Origin of the sequence: Methylorubrum sp. Q1 (assembly GCF_004683995.1) — a bacterium.
Classification (GTDB): domain Bacteria; phylum Pseudomonadota; class Alphaproteobacteria; order Rhizobiales; family Beijerinckiaceae; genus Methylobacterium.
The window spans coordinates 21,986-43,278 of the sequence record NZ_SRHQ01000033.1 but is presented as its reverse complement, the minus strand read 5'-3'; the positions used below and the strand labels follow the sequence as shown (position 1 = coordinate 43,278).

The following is a 21,293-nucleotide window of genomic DNA, read 5'->3' as shown; positions in this document are numbered from 1 at the left end:
CTTCGTGCCGCCGGGTCTGTCGGGCCGCTGCCGGCCGGTCGCCGTCAACGGCCCGCTCGTCGAGGCCGAGCGCGCTCGCATCGACGGCCTCTTCCTCGAGACGCTGACCGGCGATTGCGCATGGACCGATGGATTGGATGACTTCCGCGCCGCCTGAGGTTTGAGGCGTTCACGGCTTGCTGTTCCCGCGGCCGGCCGTTGAATGCCCCCCGTTACGCCACGTGCCCGAGCGCCTCGTCCTGGATGCAGGACGAGGCGCTCTTTTTTAGCCGCCTTTCTTCGAAGGTCGGCGACCGCCGTCCTGGGATGGTGCGAAGGCTCGCCGCACCGTCGCGGCTGCCCTGCAGCGCCGGACTGGACTCACATCGGAACCGTCAAACGCCGAAGCGCGGTCGTAAATCTTACCCACAAATTGAAAAACCGAGCCGATGGCCGTGTCAGTTTGCGGGCCTCGTTGCACAGACCCTTCGAAACCCGACGGTCACCGCAACGAAGGTGAAAGCGCGATGACAGTACTGAAGGACTTGCAACAGTCTGTTTCAACGCCCGGTCTTGGGCGGTTCCTGACCCGGACACTGGTGAAGGCCCTCTTTCTCGGCGCGCTGGCCCTGTCCACGCCGGCCGCGGCGCAGGATACACAGCCGGCGCCTCCCGCAGCAGCCCCTTCGGCGCCTACCGCAGAGTCCGCCCCGGCTGCGACGCCAGCAGAGGCCGCCCCGGCTGCGACGTCAGCAGAGATCCCGGCCGCACCCCGGAAGCCCGAGGCCGCCCACGACCTTTCGCCGATGGGGATGTTCCTCGCAGCCGATCCGGTCGTGCAGGCCGTGATGCTGATCCTGGTCGCCGCCTCGGTGGTCACCTGGACCATCCTGCTCGTGAAGGTCCTGAGCCTCGTCTTCGCCAAGCGGGGGATGAGGGCCAGCCTCAAGGAGATCCGGGCGTCCGCCACCCTCGCGGAGGCCGGTCAGCGTGTTCGCCGCGGCGTCGGCGCCCTTCTTCTGGTCGAGGCCGAGGAAGAGTTGACTCTTTCGCGGGGCCTGCCGAGCGAGGGCGTCAAGGAGCGGGCAGCGATCGCTCTAAGCCGGATCGAGACCATGGTCGGAAAGCGCATGGCGTCCGGAACCGGCATCCTGGCCACCGTCGGCTCGATCGGCCCCTTCGTCGGCCTGTTCGGCACCGTCTGGGGCATCATGGGCAGCTTCATCGGCATCGCCAACTCGAACACCACCAACCTCGCGGTCGTGGCGCCGGGCATCGCCGAGGCGCTGCTCGCCACCGGCATCGGCCTTGTCGCCGCCATCCCCGCCGTCGTCATCTACAATGCGCTGACCCGCTCCATCACCGGCTACCGCGCCATGACCGGCGACGCCGTCGCGCTGATCATGCGCCACCTCTCGCGTGACCTCGACCGCCGCGAGCTCAATACCTACGGCGGCAAGCCCGGCATCCGCGTCGCGGCGGAGTAAGGGCATGGCCGTCAATCTCGGATCCAACGACGGCGGTGATCTCGCCGAGAACGCCGACATCAACATCACGCCGTTCATCGACGTGATCCTGGTGCTGCTCATCATCTTCATGGTGGCAGCGCCGCTCTCGACGGTCGACGTGCCGGTCGAGCTGCCGGTCTCCGCGGCGCCGCAGCAGCCGCGCCCCGACAAGCCGATCTTCGTCAGCGTCAAGGCCGATCTCGGCGTCGCGCTGGGCGAGGACGCGGTGGCCCGGCCGGCTCTGGGGGCAGCCCTTGATGCCGCGACCAAGGGCAACAAGGATGAGCGCATCTTCCTGCGCGCGGACAAGGGCGTGCCCTACGGCGAGCTGATGGGGGTGATGAACCTTCTGCGCGCGGCCGGCTACCTCAAGGTCGGCCTCGTCGGTCTCGAAGACGTTTCGAGCGGAACGCAGCCATGATCCATCCGCCGCCCGAAGCCTTCGTGCGGGCCGCCGAGCGGGGCCGCACGCATCAGGAGAGCCGCGAATCCTCGTCGGCGGTCCAGATCCTGGGCTGGGCGGCGGCGGGCCTGCTGACGCTCGGTGTTCATATCGGCCTCTACCTCCTCCTGACCCGTCAAGCCGAGACGCCGGCCGCCCCCCTCGAAATGCCGGCGGCGGTGATGATCGACATGTCGCCGGAGCCGACCGTAGCGAAGTCCGAGGTCGACAACGCCGCGGAGGGGCCACCCGTCCCCGCCAGCGACGAGGCCGAGCCCGAACCGGTCGAGGAGGCGCCGCCGCCGGACGCGGAACCGGTGATCGAGGCCCCGCCCCCGGTGGTCAAGCCGCAGGCCGTGCTGCCGCCGACGCCGCCCAAGGCGGTGACGAAGCCCGCGCCGAAGCCTCCCGAGAAGAAGCCGGAGAAGAAGCCGCTCGAGAAAAAGAAGCCCGAAAAGCCCGTCCTGAAGAAGGACCACCCGAGCACTGCCGCACGTAGCAGCGGCGGTCCCCGCTCGGATCAGGCAACGGCCGACCGTACGGCGGCCTCCGCCGCCGGCGCTTCGATCAGCCAGGCGTCGCGGGCGTCCTGGCAGAACGAAATGCGGATACGGATTGTGCGCGCCAAGCGGTTTCCCCCAGGGGCGGCGGGGGCGACCGGGGTGGCCGTGGTCAGCGTGAGCTTTGCGGGCAACGGCAGCGTGACCGGCGCACGTCTCATCGCCTCATCCGGCAATGCCGCCCTCGATGCCGAGGCCGTGGCGGTGATGTACCGGGCCGCGCCCTTCCCGCCGCCCCCCGGCGGCCAGCCGATGACGCTGACCGTCCCGATGAACTTCAACCGCCGCTGAGACGGTCAAGGCGTTCCGGTGCAAACGGGCACCGGGACGGAGCGATCGCAAGAAACCGAGACCGATGCTTCCGAATTCCTCCTCTTCGAGCGGGCATGCTGCCTCCGCCGTCCCCGCCTCGGCCTCGGCCTTCCGGCTCGACAACGGGATGCAGGTCGTCGTTATTCCGGATCGACGCAGCCCGATCGTCACGCACATGGTCTGGTACCGGAACGGATCGGCCGACGATCCGGCGGGCAAATCCGGCATCGCTCACTTCCTCGAACACCTGATGTTCAAGGGCACCGACGATCACCCGGCCGGAACGTTCAGCACCCTCCTGGCCTCCGTGGGTGGCGAGGAGAATGCCTTCACGGGCTGGGATTTCACGGCCTACTACCAGCGCGTACCCAAGGAGTATCTGTCCACTTGCATGGCCTACGAGGCGGACCGGATGCGCGGCCTCGTGCTCGACGAGGCGGTGGTGGCCACCGAGCGCGCCGTCATTTTGGAAGAGCGCTCCATGGTCGCCGATGCCAATCCGCCGGGGCTCCTCGGCGAGGCCGTGGCGCTCACTGCGATCCCCTCCCACCCCGCCGGCCGGCCCATCATCGGCTGGCGCCATGAGATCGAGAGCCTGACCCGGGCGGACGCGCTCGCCTATTACCGGCGGTTCTACACACCCGAGAACGCCCTCCTCCTCGTCGCGGGCGATGCCGAGCCGCAGGCGGTGCTGGACCTCGCCGCCGGGATCTACGGCTCGATCCGTCCCTCCGGCGTCCCTCTGGCGCGCAGCCATCCTCAGGATCCGCCGATCCGCGCCCACCGGCAGGTCACGCTGGCCGACCCGACGGTGAGCGAGCCGCAATTGATGCGGCTCCACACCGTACCTTCGCCCGGCACGGCGGCGCCCGGCGAGGCCGAGGCTCTGGAACTGCTCGCCTTCCTGCTTGGCGGGGACGATACCTCGGTCCTGCATACCCGGCTCGCCGTGGAGCGATCCTGCGCGACCCGCATCCAGGCCTCCTATTGGAGCAGCCTCTTTGCGGGCCGCTCGCGCTTCTACATCAGCGGCCTCCCCGCACCCGGGACCACGCTCGATGAACTCGATCAGGCGGTCGATGCGGTTCTCGGCGGCCTGCGCGAAACCGGGTTCGAGGCGCAGGCGGTCGAGCGTGCCAAGACGCAGCTCGTCGCCAGTGCGCTCTATGCTCGCGACAATCAGGTCAGTCTCGCCAACTGGTACGGCATGGCCCTGTGCTGCGGGCTGCGTCTCGAGGAACTCGCGACGTGGCAGGATCGCATCGAGGCGGTCACGCCCGAGGCGCTGAGCGCGGCCCTGCTCCTTCTGGACCGGCAGGGCGGGGTCTCCGGCCATCTCGTCCGGTCCGAAGCGGCCTAAGGAGTGGAGGCGCCCGTCATGACGATCCACGTCCCCCCCCCTGCCACGACCTTCTCCGAACGCGTGCAGCGCGTGCGAAGCCCCGGCGGACTCGAGGCCTGGCTGGTCGAGGACCACACGCTGCCGATCCTGTCGGTGCAGTTCGGGTTCCGCGGCGGACCGGTGCTCGATCCGCCGGATCGGGCCGGCGCGGCGCGGATGCTCGCCGATCTGCTCACGGAAGGTGCCGGGCCGCTGGAGGGCGGCGCGTTCCGGCGGGCCCTGGGCGACCAGGCCATCCGCCTGTCCTTCTCGATCTGGAGCGACACGCTGCGAGGCGAGCTCAAGACCCTCTCGCGCAACGCGGAGCGGGCCTTCGAGTTGCTCGGATTCGCCCTTCGCGCGCCGCTTTTGGCACCCGACGACGTGGCGCGTATCCGGGGCGCCGTCGCGTCCGAGGTGCGCGCAGCCCTGAGCCAGCCGGACAAGGTCGCAGGCCGGGCCTTCGCCGCCCGCGGCTTCGAAGGGCATCCCTATGCGCGCCCCGCCAACGGCGACCTCGCCAGCCTCGAGCGCATCGAACGCGTAGACCTCGTCGCCCTGCACGCGCGCATGGTGAGCCGCGGCAATCTTCGCGTTGCCGTCGTCGGTGCGATCGGGCCCGAGGCGCTCGGCGCCGCGCTCGACCGCGCCTTCGCCGAGCTTCCGCCGGAAGCGGTGGCGCCGACACCCGCCACCGTACTCGGCGGCCTCGGCGACCGGGTCGTGACGCGCCTGGAGTTGCCGCAATCCACGATCCGGTTCGGGCGGCCCGGCATTCCCCGCACGGACCCGGATTTCGCGGCCGCCATGGTCGTGAATCAGTGCCTCGGCGGCGGCGACCTGTCCTCGCGCCTGTTCCGCGCCGTCCGTGAGCAGCGGGGCCTGTGCTACTCGGTCCGCTCGATGCTTCAACTCGCGGACGGTGCCAGCACGCTGGTGGGCACGACGGCGACGCGCAACGACCGCGCGGCCGAGGCGCTCGGCGTGATCCAGGACGAGATCCATCGCCTCTCTCGCGAGGGCCTCGCCGCCGAGGAGATCGACAGGGCCAAGGGCTATCTGCTCGGCTCGCATAAGCTTCGCCTCGACACCTCCCCGGCCATCGCCGCCCTCATGCTCCAGTTGCAGCTGGATGGGCGCGAGCCGGACTGGCTCGATACGCGCAACCGCTGCATCGCGGCGGTGAGTCCGGCGGACGGCCGGCGCGCGGCCGAGCGTCTGCTCGGTGATGGCGGGCTGCTCGTCGCGGTGGCCGGCGATCCGGAGGGGCTGTGAGCGTGCCGGTCCGGCCGCGCGCGCACGAGGACAGAGGGCGGCACGGACCGCCGGACTGGGAGGTGAGAGCATGAGACCGATCGTCGTGATGAGCCTGGGCCTGATCCTCGCCCTGCCGAGCGCGGCCGGGGCGCAGCCATCGCCGCAGGACGCGGGCGCGGCCGCCGTGCCGGGCCAGCCGCTGGACGCCGCGTTGCGGCGACGGGCGGACCAGAATGCGATGGCGGCGGAGACGCGCGGCACGCTCCTGGCTCCCGGAGCCCCGCCGCAGGCGGGAGGCTCCGCTCCGCCGGCCCAGAGGCCCCCGCGGCCGGAGAAGGCCATCGGACCGGATCTGGCGGGCTACATCTTCGCACCGATCGGAGTGATCGTCGGACCGATCACCGAGGGGCTTCACGCCTTCGATGCCGCTATCGCCCCGATCAACGAAGCGCTCCAACCCATCACCGGCCCCTACGGCGCCGCGCTGGTGGTGGGGCCGGACGGCGCACCGGTTCCACCGGAGGTGGCCGTCGCCGAACCGGCCCCACCCGAGCCGCCGCGCTCCGCGCGCGGTCCGCGCAAGTAGCCGCGCCCACCCCTCCACACGGCCCGGCCGGCGCGTCGCGGGCCGAAGGCCGCTCAGCCCCGCTGAAATCCAGCGCAAGCCTGGAAAAGGTTCTCACCCATGTCCCTCTCGGAACTGCTAATCGGCGATCCGGCACCCGCGATCCAGGTCGAGACCTTCCTGAAGGGAGAGCCGATCGTTGTCCTCGCACCGGGGACCGTCCACGTCATCGAGTTCTGGGCGACGTGGTGCGGGCCCTGCAAGGCCAGCCTCCCGCACCTCACGGAACTCCAGAACCGCCACCCTCAGGTTCCGGTCGTCGGCGTCGCGGTGGGGTGGACCGATCTCGACGAAGTACGCGCCTTCGTGCGCGAGCATGACGATGCGATCGGCTACCGGATCGCCGTCGATCGGGTACCGGCCGAAGGCGCGCGCCGGAGCCGGATGCGCGCGGCTTGGTGCGACGCCGCCTATGAGCAGGGCGTGCCGTCCGCCTTCATCGTCGACGGCAAGGGCCGGATCGCTTGGATCGGTCATCCGATGGATCTTGACGAGCCGCTCGCGGCGGTGATCGAGGGGCGATGGGACCTGCCTGCCGCGGCCGAAGCACACCGGGATCAGCTGGTGCAGAACAAGGTCCGCGAGGCCAGGGCTCTGGAACGGGCGGTCGCCGCCAGTTTCGCGGCGGGCGATCGCGAGGGGATCATCCGAGCCTACGACACGGCCTTCGCGGCCGAGCCCGAACTCGAACGGACGCACGGCTTCGGCAGGTTCAAGCAACTCGCGCCCGGGAGCGACGCCGCGCTGGATTACGGACTGCATCTGGTCGTGCGCGCGGCGGCCGATGACGTCAACACGCTCTTCAAGATCGGCACGAGCCTAATACAGGATATCGGCGCCCTGAAGGGACCGGCCCTGAAGCGCACCGCAGCCCTGAGCGTCGAGGCGCTGGAACGGGTGCGCCTCCTGATCGGCCCCGAACCCAGCCCCAGCCTCGCCATGCGTCTCTCGCAGGCCCTCGCGGAGGCCCTGCTCGCGTCGGGCCGGGCAGGCGAAGCGGCCTCTGCGGCCGGGCGGGCGCGGCAGGCCGGGATCGAGGCCGGGGCATCCGCCGAAGCGCTGACGTCAATCGAGGTCCTGCAGGACCGTTGCGCCAGCGCCGCGCCGCCGCAGCCGGCCGAGCCGCGGACGGTGATCTGCGTGGGCGACAGTTGCCGCCTCGCCTGACGGCGCCGCACAACCTACACAGGATAGGGTCGGTCGATTCATCCAGAAATATGCGCGGCAGGCGTGTGAAGTTCGGCGTCTCGTCCCACAGGGAATGAGCGGCCGCGGACCAGCGCCGGTGAGACGCGCGTTTCACCGACCCGTTTTCTGCCTTGGGGTAATCGCCCCGCGGTGTGCCCCGCTGCGGCACGAGCCGAATGCACCTCGATGACCCTCCATACTTGGCTCGCCTTCGTGGCGACCTCCTGCATCGTGCTTGCGATCCCGGGGCCGACCGCCCTGATCATTCTGCGCTACGCCACCCTGGGTGGCCGCGCGACGCTCCCCCGCGTCGTCGCGGGCGCGGTTCTGGGGGATAGCGTCGCCCTCACCATCTGCAATTTCGGCCTCGGCGCCCTGCTCGCGGCCTCTTCGGGCCTCCTGTCGATCCTCAAGGTGGCCGCGGCGGCCTACCTGATCGGTCTCGGCCTCACTTCCCTGTTCGGCCGGGCGGCCACCTCCGAGGCATCGGGTGCGGCGCCCCCACACGGCGGTCGTCCCTTTGCCAGCGTCTTCCTCGTCACCGCGCTGAACCCGAAAGGCCTCGTCTTCTTCTGTGCGCTGCTGCCCCAGTTCGTCGAGGCTTCGGAGCCCGTCCTGCCGCAGCTCGTGCTGCTCCAGGCCACGTTCTGCGGGCTCTCCCTGGTCGCGGCGATGAGCTGGGCCCTGGCGGGCACGCTCCTGGCCCGTACCACGGGTGGTCTGTTCAGGCGCGTCACGGGCGTTGCCCTGATCGGCGCCGGGGTGGCGCAGATGACGGGGAGGCTCGCATGAGCGCGGAATGCGAGCCGCCGGGCACCGCGCGGACGCGCCGCTGGATCGCGGAAGCGGTGGAGACGATCGAGGCGGATTTCAATCGCTCCGCCGACACCCATCTCCTGCGGGTCCCGCTCCCGGCCTTCCCCCACATCCCCCTCTACCTCAAGGACGAATCGACCCATCCCACCGGCAGCCTCAAGCATCGGCTGGCGCGCTCGCTGTTCCTCTACGGTCTGTGCAGTGGGCGGATCGGTCCCCACACCACGGTGGTCGAGGCATCGAGCGGCTCCACCGCCGTGAGCGAAGCCTATTTCGCGCAACTCCTCGGCCTGCCCTTCGTCGCGGTGATGCCGCGGGCGACCTCAGCCGAAAAGGTGGTGCAGATCACCCGCTACGGCGGTCGCTGCCACTTCGTCGAGACGCCGTGCGCCGTCTACGCCGAGGCCGAGCAGCTCGCGGCCGCCCTGGAGGGCCATTACATGGACCAGTTCACCTTCGCCGAGCGGGCGACGGACTGGCGCGGCAACAACAACATCGCCGAATCGATCTTCGCGCAGATGGCGCGCGAGGTGCACCCGATCCCCGCCTGGGTCGTCGTCGGCGCCGGAACCGGCGGCACTTCGGCTACGATCGGCCGCTTCATCCGCTATCGGCGCCTGGCGACCCGGCTCTGCCTCGCCGATCCGGAGGCCTCGGTCTTCCACCGCCACCTCGCCGACCGGTCGGTGCGCCTCGCCGACGGGCGATCCTCCATCATCGAGGGGATCGGCCGCGGGCGCTGCGAGCCCTCCTTTCTGCCCGATCTGATCGACCGCGCCGAGGCGGTGCCGGACGCAGCCAGCCTCGCCGCCGCACGGGTGCTCTCCGAGCGGCTCGGCCGTTCCTGCGGTGGCTCGACCGGCACCAATCTCTGGGCAGCGGCCCGGATCATCGCCGACATGTCGGCGCGGGGCGAGACCGGCTCGGTGGTGACGCTGCTGTGCGATTCGGGCGAGCGCTACCGCAGCACCCATCTCGACCCGCGCTGGCTCGCCGAGCGCGACCTCGTGCTCGATCCCTATCGGGCGGCCGTGGACGCATTCTTCGATCGCGGCCTTTGCCCCGGCGCCGCTTTGTCGGTCTGAGACCCCATCCACACGATTTTGCTGCGCGATCTACGCGATTAGGCTGCGAGCGGCGGCCCGCTCTCAATCGAGAGGCGCAGCGCGCGGTGAATTTCTCAAGCGGAGCCGTAGGGATTCGGCCGCCATCTCAGACAAAGGAGGGGAGAGCCAAGTTCAAGAGGCCGCAATGATCAAGTTTTGGGGGCATTCCGCATGCAGGGCCGGTCTTCCGGTCCTCGCGGTGCTTGTGGCAAGCGTCACGTCGGTGCAGGCCGGCCTCGATACGCAGATCGAGTTCAACATGCCCGCGGGTGATCTCGCCCGTACGCTGGTTGCGATCTCCCGCCAGGGCGGCGTGATGATCTCCTTCCCACCCGAAGTCGCCGCCGGCCGCCGGGCGGCCGCGCTTCAAGGCAGCCTCACCGTCCGCGAGGCGTTGCTTCGGGTTCTGGCGGGGACGGGCCTGCGCATGGTGCCGGGCGCGGCTGGCGGCGTCACCGTCGTCGCCGATACCGGCGCCTCGCCCGCCGCCGCCGCCGCGGGCCTCGGCGATGTCGCCGCCATCGACGTGACCGATGAGAGCGGGGGATCGCGCTTCGGCGATGTCGGGTTTCAGGCCGGCAATGCCGGCGACACGGTGCGTCTTGCCGGTGTCGCAGCGAAAGACATCCCGCTCTCGGTGAACGCAGTCACCTCTAATGTGATTCGATCCCAGGTCGCGACAAACGCAGGTGATGTGGCTCGGAACGTTTCCGGTGTTTCAATTGCAACGACATCTACCGGTGCGCAATCTTTCGTTATTCGAGGCGTCCCGACCGATAATGTTTCGATCAACGGGCAGGGCTTTAGCAACGGGGCGCTCAGCAGCGGCTTCAGCCAGATGCCAATCGACGACGTCGAGCGCGTCGAAGTGCTCAAGGGGCCGACGTCGATATTAAACGGCGCAAGTTCACTGGGCGGAACGGTAAACATCGCGACGAAGCAGCCAACCAATCAGGTAATTCGCGATGCGACGATACGCTATGGCTCATTCAATTATCGAACGCTTGCCTTCGATTTTGGTGGCCCCGTCGCGGACACGGAAAGCCTGACATATCGCTTCAATATCTCAGGAAATCATGCGGATGAAAATCATGCGGGCTACCGCGATGGGTATCAATATTTGATCTCACCCTCGGCACGGTATGACAATGGCGACATTTCCATCTTGGCGGGTGTCCGCTATCGGAAGGAGCGGAGACTGCCGGCGCAGTATACGTTCGTAGAAGCATCAAACCTGATCATAAACAAGGATTTTGACAATTCAGCTTTGATGCGCCCCCTCAGGCTTCCGCGTGGAGTTCCTTATCTCAACCCCCGACTTGCCGTCATCGATGAAACTGTAGATGTGTATTCTGACCAGACGCTTCGCTTCGGAGACGTTCTGGGTTTCGACACGACATTTAACAATCGATTCTTCTACAGCAAATCAAAAAATGAGATCAACACATTCAATTGGCCGAGCACCCTAAGACGATCTTCGGGCGACCCAATCAATGTTTATAGAACTACGCTGAGTTATCTTCCGTACGATTTCGAAAAAATCACAAATCGATCGGATATTACGCTCGTTCATGATGCGGGGTTTGCTCGCCAAACATCGAAATTCGGAATCGACTACCAGGCTCTTGGCCAGACTGTCGGCACCCTCAGATACGGAGGCTTACAGACGAATGCTTTTACTGGGTTACCATACTACAGTTTGATCAGCACTCCAGACTACAGCTTTTTTCCGAACAGCGGTGTTGACTTACGAAATTCGTACGGCGTAGGGTACTATTATATCGATCAAATTGATACTTTGGATAATCGACTTCACATACTTGGATCGGTTCGCTTCGATCGCTTCCGCCAAAGATTCAGAAATCCGATCGTCGTCAAAACTGAAGACAACAGGCAATTGGTGCCGACCTTGGGAAGCGGCCTGTCTTGGCTTGCCGGCGCCGCATTCGACGTCACCCCATACTTTACGGTCTACGGCTCGCGGAATGTGGGATTTAAGCCTAATTATACGACACAAAGGAACGGCCAACCACTGCCGCCCGGCTCAGCCGATCAGTGGGAGGTCGGAGGTCGTTTCTTCCTGTTTGATAAAAAGCTGACCGTTACGACGTCTTACTCGGATCTTTTCGAGAATAATACTTCTATTTGCGATCCGGATGATTGTCGATTTGCCATCCCAATCTCCGGTCTCTCGACACGAGCTTTCGAAGTCGATGTACAAGGAGAAGTTTATCCCGGATTGAATCTCATTGCATCTTTCGGACAAGTGATCGCCAAGTATGCAACAAACGAATTTCTACCCGCTCTGTCGGGAAGACCGCAGTTTACTGGGAGCTTGTGGACAACCTACACGTTTCAGGGCGGCCTTTTCCAAGGATTGACGCTCGGTTTCGGCGGGCGAGGTAATTCGAATAGCACGACAGATGATCCATCCGCACTTGATCAATACGTTCGACCGGTTCTCTACAAGACCCCTGGCTTCGTCACAGCCGACGCATTGATTGGATACGATTACGATCGCTGGTCCATGCAGCTTAAGATCGACAATATTTTCGATAAATATTACTATACGCCGAGCTATGGGGCGCAAGTTATAGGCGTCGGCCAAGGCAGGACGGTCCTTTTCCAGGCTCGATACTCATTCGAGTAAAAATGTATTTCCGCCAAAATCGAACAGCGATGGCCGCCGGTCAGACGACAGCAGACCACTCGATCAACGCCCTCTTCTTCCGGCGGATCGTCCGCCTGACGGTGCCGTTCTGGCGCCGGCCGCAATCCTGGCTGGCCTGGATCGGCCTCGCAGTGCTGCTGAGCCAGGGCGTCCTGCTGTCCTATCTCGTCGTGCGCTCGGCGGCCCTCCTGAAGGACGCCACGAATGCGCTGCTGGGCCGTGACGGGGCGGCGTTCGAGACGGCGCTGACGGCCTATCTGATCGTCTATGCCGCCAAGATGCTGGTGCCGCAGGCGCGTTTCATCGTCGATGGCTTCGTCGAGGCGGCGTGGTGCCGGTGGCTGAGCCGGCACGTGATCGATCAGTATCTGGCCCGGCGCGCCTATTACGACATCCGTTTGCGCGGCGACCTCGATAATCCCGACCAGCGTATTGCCGAGAGCGTGAAGCCTTTCATCGAGCACGCCATCCAGATGCTGCAATGGACGGTCGGCGTCGTGGCGCGGCTCGGCGGGGCCATCGCGGTCTTCCTCGCCATCGACGAGCGCTTCCTGCTCGTGGTTCCGGCGCTCGGGCTCGTGCAGGTCGCCGCGACCTATCTTACCGTCCCCCCCATCGTCCGGCGCCAGCTCGCGCTCCAGGTCGCCGAGGGCGATCTGCGGCGCGACCTCGTCCATATTCGCGATCACGCCGAGGCCATCGCCTTCTATGGCGGCGAGGCGGTGGAGAAGCGGGCGGTGATGGACCGCACCCGCGCGGCCGCCGACCGGGCGTTCCGCCTCGATCGGTTTCAGGCCGTGCTGTACCTCACAGTGCACGCCGCCTTCGCCTTGGCCTGGATGACGCTGCCCTACCTCGTTCTGGGCGAGCGCATCGCGGCGGGCGAGATGAGCTACGGGACGCTGGCCCAGGCCACCGCGATCACCCTGATGATGCGCGGCGTGATCGAGACGCTGTCCCTGATCGTCGCCTCGCTCGGCGAACTCGCCGTCCGGGTCGCCCGACTGGCGCCGCTCCAGGAGCGATTCGATGCGATGGCACGGGCGGACGAGCGGACCGACGTTCCCCGGATCGCGATGCGCCGCGGCGGTTGCCGCGTGACCGTCGAGAACCTCTCCCTCGAAACCCCGGACGGGGCGCGGCAGCTCGTGCGGGCCTTGAGCCTGACGGTCGAGCGGGGGGAAAGCCTCGTGATCGTCGGGGAGACGGGCGTGGGCAAGAGTTCGCTCCTGCGCGCCATGGCGGGCCTCTGGACCCGTGGACAGGGGGGCATCGCCATGCCCCCAGCCCGCGACACCCTGTTCCTGCCCCAGCGCCCCTACTTCACCGGTGGGGATTTGCGCGGCCAACTCCTCTATCCGCACGGGGTGGCGAGGTCCGACGCGGCGCTGCTCGAGGTTCTGGAGGCGGTGCGCCTGCCCGGCCTCGCCGCCACCCATGGCGGCCTCTCGGCGGTGCGGGACTGGTCCCAGACCCTCTCCGGCGGTGAGCAGCAGCGCATCGCCTTCGCCCGCGCCCTGATCGCCCGGCCTGACTTCGTGTTTCTCGACGAGGCGACGAGCGCCCTCGACGCGGCGACGGAGACGCATCTCTACACGCGGCTCGCCCGCAGCGGCGTCGGCTACGTCAGCGTCGGGCACCGCCACGGCATCATTGCGCACCATACCCACATCCTGACGCTCAAGCCCGGAGGGCGCTGGACGCTGGCGCCCGTGGCCGCGCGCTTGGCCGAGCCGGCGGAGGCACTGTGAGCGGGCTCGTCGGAGAGGGTGCTGCCGCCTACGACCCCTCGGTTTCGTCCTCCGCCCGGAAGGCGGATCTCGGCATCGACGGTCTGCTGTTGCGGCGCATCGCGCGCTTCTTCATTCCGTTCTGGACCCGCCGCGCGGCCTGGCCCTATTGGATCGCCATGGCCGCGATCCTCGGTCAGACGGCCCTCGTCACCTATCTGAACCTCGCCTCGTCCTATGCCCTCAGGGACATGACCAACGCGCTGACGGAGCGCGACGGGCCGCTGTTTCGCTGGCATTTCCTCGTCTACGCGGCGCTCTTCCTGGGCGAGATCCTCGTCGGCGGGCTGGCCATGATCCTGACCGCCTGGATCACCAAGGGCTGGCGGATCTGGCTGACCGAGTGGATCGCGGGACGCTATCTCGCCGACCGCGTCTACTACGACATCGCCCAGCGCGGCGGCATCGACAATCCGGATCAACGCATCCAGGAAAGCGTCTCGAACGTCGTCACCCTGTTCTTCGGCCTACCCGTGAGGGTGCTGGGCTCGCTCGGCGCGCTCGCCGCGGGCAGCGCCGTGCTCGGCTCGATCGACGGCGGGCTGATGCGGGTGGTGATCGCGGTCAGCCTCGCGCAATGCGTCGCGACCTATCTCGGCTACGTGCCGCTTGTACGCCTGCGCTACGCGGCGGCGATGGCCGCCGGCAACCTGCGCTACGGCCTCGCCCACGTCCACGCCAACGCCGAGGCGATCGCCTTCTACGAGGGCGAGCCGGCCGAGCGGACACGGTTGCACGGGCAGGTGGACGCTGTCGTGCGGCGCGATCTCATCGTCACGCTGTTCCGGCGGACGGTGACCGACATGGCGCCCCTCATGTTCGGGTTGGCCTGGGTGGCGATTCCCTACCTCGTGCTTGCGCCCCGGCTGTTCGCCGGAGAGATCGATTTCGGGACCCTGACGCAGGGCATCGCGGTCTCGGCCTCTGTCGCCGCCACGGCGGCGGCTCTGCTCGGCATCCTGGCGCCCCTGTCCGGCGTCGCCCCCCACGCGGTGCGCATCGCCCAGATCGTCGAGCGCTTCGACGCAATCGAGGCGGAGCAGGCCGCGGGGGCCGACCGGCGGATTGCGATCGAACGCTGCGCCGGCACGGTCGCCCTCGACGCTCTCAGCCTCGAAACGCCGGGCGGCGAACAGCGCCTCGTGCGCGACCTGAGCCTGACGATGTTGTCGGGGGAGAACCTCGTCATCGTCGGCCGGACCGGCGTCGGCAAGAGTTCGCTTCTGCGCGCCATGGCCGGCCTGTGGACCCGCGGAAGCGGCCGCGTGGTGATGCCGCATGCCGCAGATTGCCTGTTTTTGCCGCAGCGTCCCTACGTGACGCTGGCGGATCTCCGAACGCAGCTTCTCTATCCGCATGGTGGCGACGTGCCCGATGCCGTCCTGCTCGACGCGCTGAAGGCCGTGCGCTTGCCCGACCTCGCGACGATCCATGGCGGCCTCTCGACGATCAAGGACTGGGGGCAGATCCTGTCACTGGGCGAGCAACAGCGGCTGGCCTTTGCCCGCGTGCTGATCGCGCGGCCCCGCTTCGTCCTCCTCGACGAGGCCACCAGCGCCGTGGACGGCGCGACCGAGACTCATCTCTACGGCGTCCTGGCGGCTACGGGCGCGCGCTTCGTGAGCGTCGGACACCGCGCCGGCATCCTGGCGCATCATGCCCAGATGCTGACCCTTGAGCCCGGCGGCGGCTGGACGCTGACCCCGGTATCGGCCGCTCCGCACACGCGGTAAATCCGGTCGCGATCGAACATTCGGGCTCAAGCATCGTCCTGGATCCCAGATCCAGGACGATGCTTGAGGCTCTTGTTTTCGCATCATCTTTTTTCCGAAAGCCGGCAACCGCCTTTCGGGACGATGCTCTGGAGCCGTATCCGGCCCCGTTGCATCGGGCCGGCGCCTCTCGATCCTTGTTGTGACGCGCAATTTTTTTTTCGGCGAACCGGTGACCCCTTCGTCGGAATGCGTTCCAGACCGCGCGTACCGGCCCGTCTCTCCCCACGCGCGGAACATCGCGCCGCTGTCGCGAGGCGCACAGGGGGCATCCGCCGATCGCGGGGCGCCGACCTCCCCTCGCCCCGATGGCCGCGGCCGGGGCGCAGCGACCTGTCGAGGTCGGCCTCCCTCTGCGGATCACGGCCTCGATCGAGCCCGTCGGATGGAAACCGCCACATCGGGGCGCAGCCCGTCCGGTTGCACCTCCAGCGCGATCCCGTCCGGAGCACGGAAATAACGTGCTGGATGAAGTGGGGATCGTGAGAGCGTGGAGTGGATTGGATTATATTTCTGTCATATGTTGGCATGGCGGGTGCATGGTGCTCGATAACAAGTCCCGACCTCGGGGTCGGGATACGGTGCTGGAACAATCATCTGTTCCAGCGCCAAGTCGAAAAGCAAGCTTTCGCGCGCGCGGACAACTTTGGAAAGCTAGACTACAACAAAAAGTGTAAATCCGGGCTAGGGCCTTTTCTAATCTAAGAGACGCTCATCCCCGCATCGCGCGTGTGGCGGATGACGAAACAGAACAACGGGCTGCCTTCACGTCTACGGTGGAGTTCCAGCTGCGAGCGCGGGGGTATTGATGGCACGTGTTGCTGGCGTTCTGGATGCAAGGCTGGTCGAGACGATGTTCCGGGAGCATTCCTCCTGGCTCGGCTCGTGGTTGTCGCGACAGCCTTGGACGGTCCACGCCTCCGAAGATATCGTGTCGGATGTCTTCCTGTCGCTTATGACTCTGCCGAACGTGGGAAGCGTGCGTGAACCGCGCGCGATGATGACCACGATCGCCAAGCGGATCATCTTCGATGCCCGCCGCCGCAAGAAGCTTCAGAATGCCTACGAGGATGCGCTCCTGACCATCCCGGAGGCCGTCGACGTCTCGCCAGAAGAGCGGCTCATCATCGTCCAGGCGCTTCAGAAGATCGATGCCGTGCTCTCCCAACTGTCGCCCAGAGCCCGCGCGGCATTCCTCATGAGTCAGATCGATGGCATGTCGAACAAGGAGATCGCCCAGGAACTCAACGTCTCGCTCAGCGCCGTGAGCAAGTACATGACTCAGGGCTTTTCCGCGGTCTATCTGGCAAGGGCGGAAATCTGAGGGATGGCGAACGCGAACGTCCGGCGGAAAAGCGACATCGACGATCCCCGGATCGACGGGAGCGGCCGTGAAGCCATCAAGTGGATGGTGGCCGTGAGCGCCGGACGGATGTCGGAGAGTCAGCTTCGGGACTTCGAACGGTGGCGCGGTTCCAGCCCCGGCAACGCCGAAGCCTGGAATCGCCTGTCGGGCGGTCTTCAGCCCTTCGACATCCTGGCCCGCTCCGGCCTTCCCCGTGGCACGGTCTCCCAGATCCGTGGGCGGGCGACCACGCGCGACCGCAGATCGGTCCTGGCCGGTTTGGTCGGCCTCGTCGCGGCGGGGGGCGTCGGCACGACCGCCCTGCAGCGCTTCGTGCCGCTGCAGGACCTCTTCAACGATCGATACACCCGCACGGCCGAGCACGCGCGCTTCGAACTCAATGACGGCAGCAAGGTCGTGCTGGCGCCGCGCTCGTCGATCAACGTCGTGCTCTCTGCGGCGGAGCGGCGCGTGGAACTCGTGATCGGCCGGATGATGCTGGACGTGTCCGAGCAGGACACCCGCCCGTTCGTGGTCGATCTGGGCTCATTCCGGCTCGATGCGTCGGCAGGCACCTTCGTTCTCGACCGGCATGAGGGGCGCCTGGCCGTCACGGGCCTCAAGGGCAGCGGCACGATCCAAGGGGAAGGGCGTTACTTCAACGTCTTGACGAGCGAACGCGTCAGTCACGACGGGACCGGTTTTTCCCGCAGCAAGATCGATGCCGAGGCCGAAGCGTCTTGGACAACCGGGTTCACCGTGATCGACGATGAATCCGTCGCGAGCATCGTCGAGCAGATTCGCCCATACTTCGCCGGTTTCATCCGGCTCAGCCCCGAGGTGGCGGATCGGCGCGCAACGGGCGTGTTCAACCTCTTCGAACCCATCGCAGCTCTGGATACACTCGCTCGATCCGTCGGTTTGAAAATGACCCAGACCGCCGGCATCTGGATCAAGATCGAAGCTTCGGCCTGATCAAAGGCCGGCCGTCGATCGCAGGCCTTTGATCAGGCCGATGTCGTTGCCTTCTGCTGCCCCGCAATCCATCAGATCGACAAGAGTGAACGGGCGAGGCCAGCTCGACAGCTTCGCCCGAATGTGTATTTGGACGCGCAGGTCAGCGCCGCGGCAAGGTGTGCAGCCCGCGTAGGAAGAGGTCGACGTCCTCCCGCGTGTTGTAGAAGGCCAAAGAGGCGCGCACCGACTGATCGACGCCGAAGCGGCGCAGGGCCGGCAGGGCGCAGTGATGGCCCGAGCGCACCGCGATTCCGAGAGAATCGAGGTGGTGGGCGACGGCATCGTTGGTGAGGCCATCGATCGTGAAGGACATGACGCTCGCCTTGTCGAGCGCGGTACCGATCAGGCGCAGGCCCTTCACCTCAGCCAAGCCTTCCTGCGCGTAGTCGAGCAGGTCGTGCTCGTAGGCCGCGATCGCCGGCAGGCCGACGCTCTCGAGGTAGTCGAGCGCTGCACCGAGGCCGACGGCGCCGGCAATGTCGGGCGTGCCCGCCTCGAATTTTTCGGGCGCGCCCTTGTAGACGGTCTTGGCGAAGGTGACGTCCTCGATCATGTGGCCGCCGCCCTGCCACGGCGGCATCGCCTCCAGGAGGTGCCGCTTCCCGTACAGGGCGCCGATGCCGGTCGGCCCGAACACCTTATGGCCGGAGAACACCAGGAAATCGGCGTCGAGCGCCTGCACGTCGATGGGGATGTGCGGGGTCGATTGCGCGGCATCGACCAGCACCGGCACGCCGTAGGCATGCGCCAGAGCGATGATTTCCCGGATCGGGTTCACCGTGCCGAGCGCGTTGGCGACATGCGTGACCGAGACGATCTTGGTGCGGCCCGAGAGCAAAGCAGCGTATTGCTCGAAGATGATCTCGCCCCGGTCGTTGACCGGTATCACCCGGATCGTCGCGCCGGTCGCCTGCGCCAGCAATTGCCAGGGCACGATGTTGGCGTGGTGCTCGATGGTCGAGACGATGATCTCGTCGCCTGCGCCGATATTCGCCCGGCCGTAGGAGTTGGCGACGAGGTTGATCGCTTCCGTGGTGCCGCGCAGGAAGACGATGTCGTCCTTGCTCGGCGCGTTGAGGAAGCGCCGCGTCTTCTCGCGCCCGCCCTCGAACAGATCCGTGGAGCGCGCCGCCAGCGTGTGCGCGGCCCGGTGGATGTTCGAGTTGTGGCGACTGTAGAACTCCGCTGTGGCGTCGATCACGCTCTGCGGCTTGTGGGTGGTGGCCGCGTTGTCGAGCCAGACGAGGCGGTGGCCGTTCACGCTCTGGTGCAGCGCCGGGAAGTCCTTTCGCACGTGCTCGACATCGAACGGCGCGCCGGCCGGGACCGACCCGTGCGAGGTCACCCGCGGGGCGGGCCCCGCGTGGCGCGAGGGCTCGACCCGCAGCTGGGCGGCAGCCTTCTTGCCCCTCGCGGGCGGCGGGGCCGGGCTCAGGAAGTAGTAATCGCCCGTGTTGTCGGGAGCGGATCCGCTCGGATGCGGGCGCTGGCCGGTGCGCGAAAAACGCTCCTGCGCGGCGTCGCCGCCGGGCGTGCCGGGATCGCGCGGCACGAGGTGCGGCGCCAGCGCGTGGGCGAAGCCGTTGGCGCGGGGATGGTCGGTCGCGATCTGCCGGTGCAGGTCGGGGCCGCCGGGGATCGCCGCGGCTACGTCGGGCAAGCTCGGTACGAAGAATTCGGGCAGCCGGTCCGGGCTCGGGAACGGATGCACCGAGGGGATCGCCGCTACATCGAACAAGTTTGCGCTCGCCGGCGCGGGCGTCGCACCGACCGGGTTGGCGTGGGACGGACCGGTCAGGCCCGGCAGGCCGACCGGCGGCGCACCGAAGGTCCGGGCAGCCTGGGCCGAGACGTCGGGCTGAAAGCCCGGCGGCAGCGCGCCCGACGGCACGGAGGGCGTGCCGAGGGCGGCGCCGGGCAGCGCGGGCTGCCCGGAACCGGTGGGGAGGGTTTCCAGGCCCTGCGGGGCCTGGAGCGTCTGCGGCAGGTGGGGCTGGAACGGCGCGCTGGCCGCCTGACCCTGGCCATAGATCTCGCGGGCGAGGCGCGAGACGAGATCGGCATGCGCCAGATCGCCCGCGCTGCCGGTCGGAAGACCGAGAGCGGGTGCGTTAGGCGTAGTCATGGTAGTTGCCCAGCAGCACGTTATCGAGACGGGCGATCGCGTCCTCGACCAGCACGGCGGCCGAGAAGTAACGGGTCACGAGGTGCGAGGCGATGGAGTGATCGTTGGTGCCCATGTAACGCACAGACAGGCCGGGCTCGATCTCGCCGGTCACGCCCGACTTCTGCAGGCCGACCACGCCCTGCTCGCCCTCGCCGACGCGCAGCAGCAGGATCGAGGTGGTCTGCGCACCCGTCGCCGGATCGGTGTCGATCGGCAGCTTGTCGCTCGGCACCAGCGGCACGCCGCGCCAAGTGATGAAGGGCGCGCCGAAGAGGTGGACGACCACGGGTGGCACCCCGCGGCGCGTGGCCTCGCGGCCGAAGGCGGCGATGGCGCGCGGATGGGCCACGAAGAAGGCGGGCTTCTTCCACACCAGGGTCAGCAGCTCGTCCAGATCGTCCGGGGTCGGCGGCCCTGAGCGGGTCGGGATGCGCTGGCGGCCGGCGACCTCGCCGAGCAGGCCGAACTGCGAGTTGTTGAGCAGTTCCCACTCCTCGCGCTCCTTCACGGCATCGACCGTGAGGCGGATCTGCTCGCGCAGCTGATCGATCTCGTTGGAATAGAGATCGGTGACGCGGGTGTGGGTGTTGAGGATCGTCTGGATCGTCGAGAGGTGATACTCGCGCGGATCGATCTCGTAATCGACGAAGGTGGTCGGCAGGCGCGGCTCGCCGGCATGGACCGCCAGGAGTTCGATACCCTGCTCGCCGTAGGAGTTGGTGTGGCCTTTCAGGCGGTCACGCTCCTCCTGGTACTGGTCGATGCGCGAGCGGACGGCCTCGTCCTCGATCGCGGCGCGGTCGAGGGTGAGCAGCGTCACCGCCGAGAGCGCCTTCACCGCCGGCGCCGGGCCGGCCTCACCGACGAGGGCGTCGTCGCCGAAATAGTCGCCGCGCGTGGCAAGCCCCTGGCGCAGCCGGCCCTTATAGGGGCCCGACAGGGTCAGCTCGACCGTGCCGTCGGCAACCACAGCGAGGCTGCGGCCGGACGAGCCCTCCTCGGCGATGACCTCGCCGGCCTTGTGCCGGCTCTGCGTGAACTTGTCCGCGAGCGCGGCCAGTTCGGCGTCGCCCAGGCGGCTGAACAGCGGCACGGCCCGCAGCGAGCTGGGGCGTATTGTGCGGCCCTTGTCCTCAAGACTGAGATCGATGCGGCCGGGCTTGGCCAGCACCACAGCGCGGCGGTTGACCCGGTAGACGCCGCCGGCAACGTCGACGAAGGGCAGGAGACGCAGGAGGAAACGGGGAGTGTTGGCGACATTCTGGACCGACGTGACGGTCGCGGTCGCTAGATTACGCGCAGCGGATGCACTCACGCTCAGGCCCGGTCCACTCATCGCTCGTCGTCTCCTTACGGT

16 protein-coding genes are annotated in these 21,293 nt (G+C 67.3%); 14 read left to right on the top strand and 2 right to left on the bottom strand.

Annotated features, from left to right (window positions below; translation table 11 throughout):
• The first annotated feature begins 791 nt into the window (after positions 1 to 791).
• The 14 genes from exbB (at position 792) to E4V01_RS22900 (ending at position 17,727) form a co-directional block, all read left to right on the top strand.
• Positions 792 to 1,466 (top strand): tonB-system energizer ExbB, encoded by a 675-nt coding sequence (gene exbB / locus E4V01_RS22965; RefSeq protein WP_245517666.1) that lies wholly within the window; start codon positions 792 to 794, stop codon positions 1,464 to 1,466.
• A gap of 4 nt (positions 1,467 to 1,470) precedes the next feature.
• On the top strand, positions 1,471 to 1,908 hold the full coding sequence (gene exbD, locus E4V01_RS22960) for a TonB system transport protein ExbD (protein ID WP_060768816.1): 438 nt from the start codon (positions 1,471 to 1,473) through the stop codon (positions 1,906 to 1,908).
• Positions 1,905 to 2,780 carry an energy transducer TonB gene (locus E4V01_RS22955; RefSeq protein ID WP_135299957.1) on the top strand — a complete coding sequence of 292 codons (876 nt, stop codon included), beginning with the start codon at positions 1,905 to 1,907 and terminating at the stop codon, positions 2,778 to 2,780. The genes exbD and E4V01_RS22955 overlap by 4 nt, the downstream gene beginning before the upstream one ends.
• A gap of 64 nt (positions 2,781 to 2,844) precedes the next feature.
• A complete protein-coding gene (locus E4V01_RS22950) occupies positions 2,845 to 4,161 on the top strand; it encodes a pitrilysin family protein (RefSeq protein ID WP_245517665.1) in 1,317 nt (438 codons plus the stop codon).
• Positions 4,162 to 4,179: 18 nt separating this feature from the next.
• Positions 4,180 to 5,457 (top strand): pitrilysin family protein, encoded by a 1,278-nt coding sequence (locus E4V01_RS22945; RefSeq protein ID WP_135299956.1) that lies wholly within the window; start codon positions 4,180 to 4,182, stop codon positions 5,455 to 5,457.
• A gap of 70 nt (positions 5,458 to 5,527) precedes the next feature.
• Positions 5,528 to 6,025: a hypothetical protein gene (locus E4V01_RS22940; protein WP_135299955.1), complete on the top strand. Its 498-nt coding sequence runs from the start codon at positions 5,528 to 5,530 to the stop codon at positions 6,023 to 6,025.
• A 99-nt stretch (positions 6,026 to 6,124) separates the two neighbouring features.
• The gene (locus tag E4V01_RS22935) at positions 6,125 to 7,231 is read left to right on the top strand and encodes a TlpA disulfide reductase family protein (RefSeq protein ID WP_135299954.1); all 1,107 of its coding nucleotides are present in this window, start codon (positions 6,125 to 6,127) and stop codon (positions 7,229 to 7,231) included.
• 207 nt (positions 7,232 to 7,438) lie between these two features.
• Positions 7,439 to 8,044, top strand: a complete 606-nt coding sequence (locus E4V01_RS22930) for a LysE family translocator (protein WP_135299953.1) — start codon at positions 7,439 to 7,441, stop codon at positions 8,042 to 8,044.
• A complete protein-coding gene (locus E4V01_RS22925; protein ID WP_135299952.1) occupies positions 8,041 to 9,153 on the top strand; it encodes a PLP-dependent cysteine synthase family protein in 1,113 nt (370 codons plus the stop codon). The genes E4V01_RS22930 and E4V01_RS22925 overlap by 4 nt, the downstream gene beginning before the upstream one ends.
• A 166-nt stretch (positions 9,154 to 9,319) precedes the next feature.
• Positions 9,320 to 11,824 (top strand): TonB-dependent receptor, encoded by a 2,505-nt coding sequence (locus tag E4V01_RS22920; RefSeq protein WP_135299951.1) that lies wholly within the window; start codon positions 9,320 to 9,322, stop codon positions 11,822 to 11,824.
• A gap of 29 nt (positions 11,825 to 11,853) precedes the next feature.
• Complete coding sequence (locus E4V01_RS22915) at positions 11,854 to 13,596, top strand: ABC transporter ATP-binding protein/permease (RefSeq protein WP_193763285.1); 1,743 nt, start codon at positions 11,854 to 11,856, stop codon at positions 13,594 to 13,596.
• Positions 13,593 to 15,368, top strand: coding sequence for an ABC transporter ATP-binding protein/permease (locus E4V01_RS22910; protein WP_135299949.1), 1,776 nt, complete (start codon positions 13,593 to 13,595; stop codon positions 15,366 to 15,368). The genes E4V01_RS22915 and E4V01_RS22910 overlap by 4 nt, the downstream gene beginning before the upstream one ends.
• 847 nt (positions 15,369 to 16,215) lie before the next feature.
• The gene (locus tag E4V01_RS22905; protein ID WP_245517668.1) at positions 16,216 to 16,731 is read left to right on the top strand and encodes a sigma-70 family RNA polymerase sigma factor; all 516 of its coding nucleotides are present in this window, start codon (positions 16,216 to 16,218) and stop codon (positions 16,729 to 16,731) included.
• 3 nt (positions 16,732 to 16,734) lie between these two features.
• Positions 16,735 to 17,727, top strand: coding sequence for a FecR domain-containing protein (locus tag E4V01_RS22900; protein WP_135299948.1), 993 nt, complete (start codon positions 16,735 to 16,737; stop codon positions 17,725 to 17,727).
• A 142-nt stretch (positions 17,728 to 17,869) separates the two neighbouring features.
• Here E4V01_RS22900 and E4V01_RS22895 read toward each other — a convergent pair whose 3' ends face one another.
• Together E4V01_RS22895 and E4V01_RS26640 are read right to left on the bottom strand one after the other, a co-directional pair.
• Complete coding sequence (locus tag E4V01_RS22895) at positions 17,870 to 19,894, bottom strand: family 2A encapsulin nanocompartment cargo protein cysteine desulfurase (RefSeq protein ID WP_135299947.1); 2,025 nt, start codon at positions 19,892 to 19,894, stop codon at positions 17,870 to 17,872.
• Positions 19,881 to 21,272: a family 2B encapsulin nanocompartment shell protein gene (locus E4V01_RS26640; protein ID WP_135299946.1), complete on the bottom strand. Its 1,392-nt coding sequence runs from the start codon at positions 21,270 to 21,272 to the stop codon at positions 19,881 to 19,883. The genes E4V01_RS22895 and E4V01_RS26640 overlap by 14 nt, the downstream gene beginning before the upstream one ends.
• Positions 21,273 to 21,293 lie beyond the last annotated feature (21 nt).

Excerpts from the sequence above, each read along its gene's own strand:
- E4V01_RS22905 (WP_245517668.1), top strand. The coding sequence starts at position 16,216 with ATGGCACGTGTTGCTGGCGTTCTGGATGCAAGGCTGGTCGAGACGATG.
- E4V01_RS22950 (WP_245517665.1), top strand. The coding sequence starts at position 2,845 with ATGCTTCCGAATTCCTCCTCTTCGAGCGGGCATGCTGCCTCCGCCGTC.
- E4V01_RS22935 (WP_135299954.1), top strand. The coding sequence starts at position 6,125 with ATGTCCCTCTCGGAACTGCTAATCGGCGATCCGGCACCCGCGATCCAG.
- E4V01_RS22930 (WP_135299953.1), top strand. The coding sequence starts at position 7,439 with ATGACCCTCCATACTTGGCTCGCCTTCGTGGCGACCTCCTGCATCGTG.
- E4V01_RS22920 (WP_135299951.1), top strand. The coding sequence starts at position 9,320 with ATGATCAAGTTTTGGGGGCATTCCGCATGCAGGGCCGGTCTTCCGGTC.
- E4V01_RS22925 (WP_135299952.1), top strand. The coding sequence starts at position 8,041 with ATGAGCGCGGAATGCGAGCCGCCGGGCACCGCGCGGACGCGCCGCTGG.
- exbB (WP_245517666.1), top strand. The coding sequence starts at position 792 with ATGTTCCTCGCAGCCGATCCGGTCGTGCAGGCCGTGATGCTGATCCTG.
- E4V01_RS22915 (WP_193763285.1), top strand. The coding sequence starts at position 11,854 with ATGGCCGCCGGTCAGACGACAGCAGACCACTCGATCAACGCCCTCTTC.
- E4V01_RS22940 (WP_135299955.1), top strand. The coding sequence starts at position 5,528 with ATGAGACCGATCGTCGTGATGAGCCTGGGCCTGATCCTCGCCCTGCCG.
- E4V01_RS22955 (WP_135299957.1), top strand. The coding sequence starts at position 1,905 with ATGATCCATCCGCCGCCCGAAGCCTTCGTGCGGGCCGCCGAGCGGGGC.
- E4V01_RS26640 (WP_135299946.1), bottom strand. The coding sequence starts at position 21,272 with ATGAGTGGACCGGGCCTGAGCGTGAGTGCATCCGCTGCGCGTAATCTA.
- E4V01_RS22900 (WP_135299948.1), top strand. The coding sequence starts at position 16,735 with ATGGCGAACGCGAACGTCCGGCGGAAAAGCGACATCGACGATCCCCGG.
- E4V01_RS22895 (WP_135299947.1), bottom strand. The coding sequence starts at position 19,894 with ATGACTACGCCTAACGCACCCGCTCTCGGTCTTCCGACCGGCAGCGCG.
- exbD (WP_060768816.1), top strand. The coding sequence starts at position 1,471 with ATGGCCGTCAATCTCGGATCCAACGACGGCGGTGATCTCGCCGAGAAC.
- E4V01_RS22945 (WP_135299956.1), top strand. The coding sequence starts at position 4,180 with ATGACGATCCACGTCCCCCCCCCTGCCACGACCTTCTCCGAACGCGTG.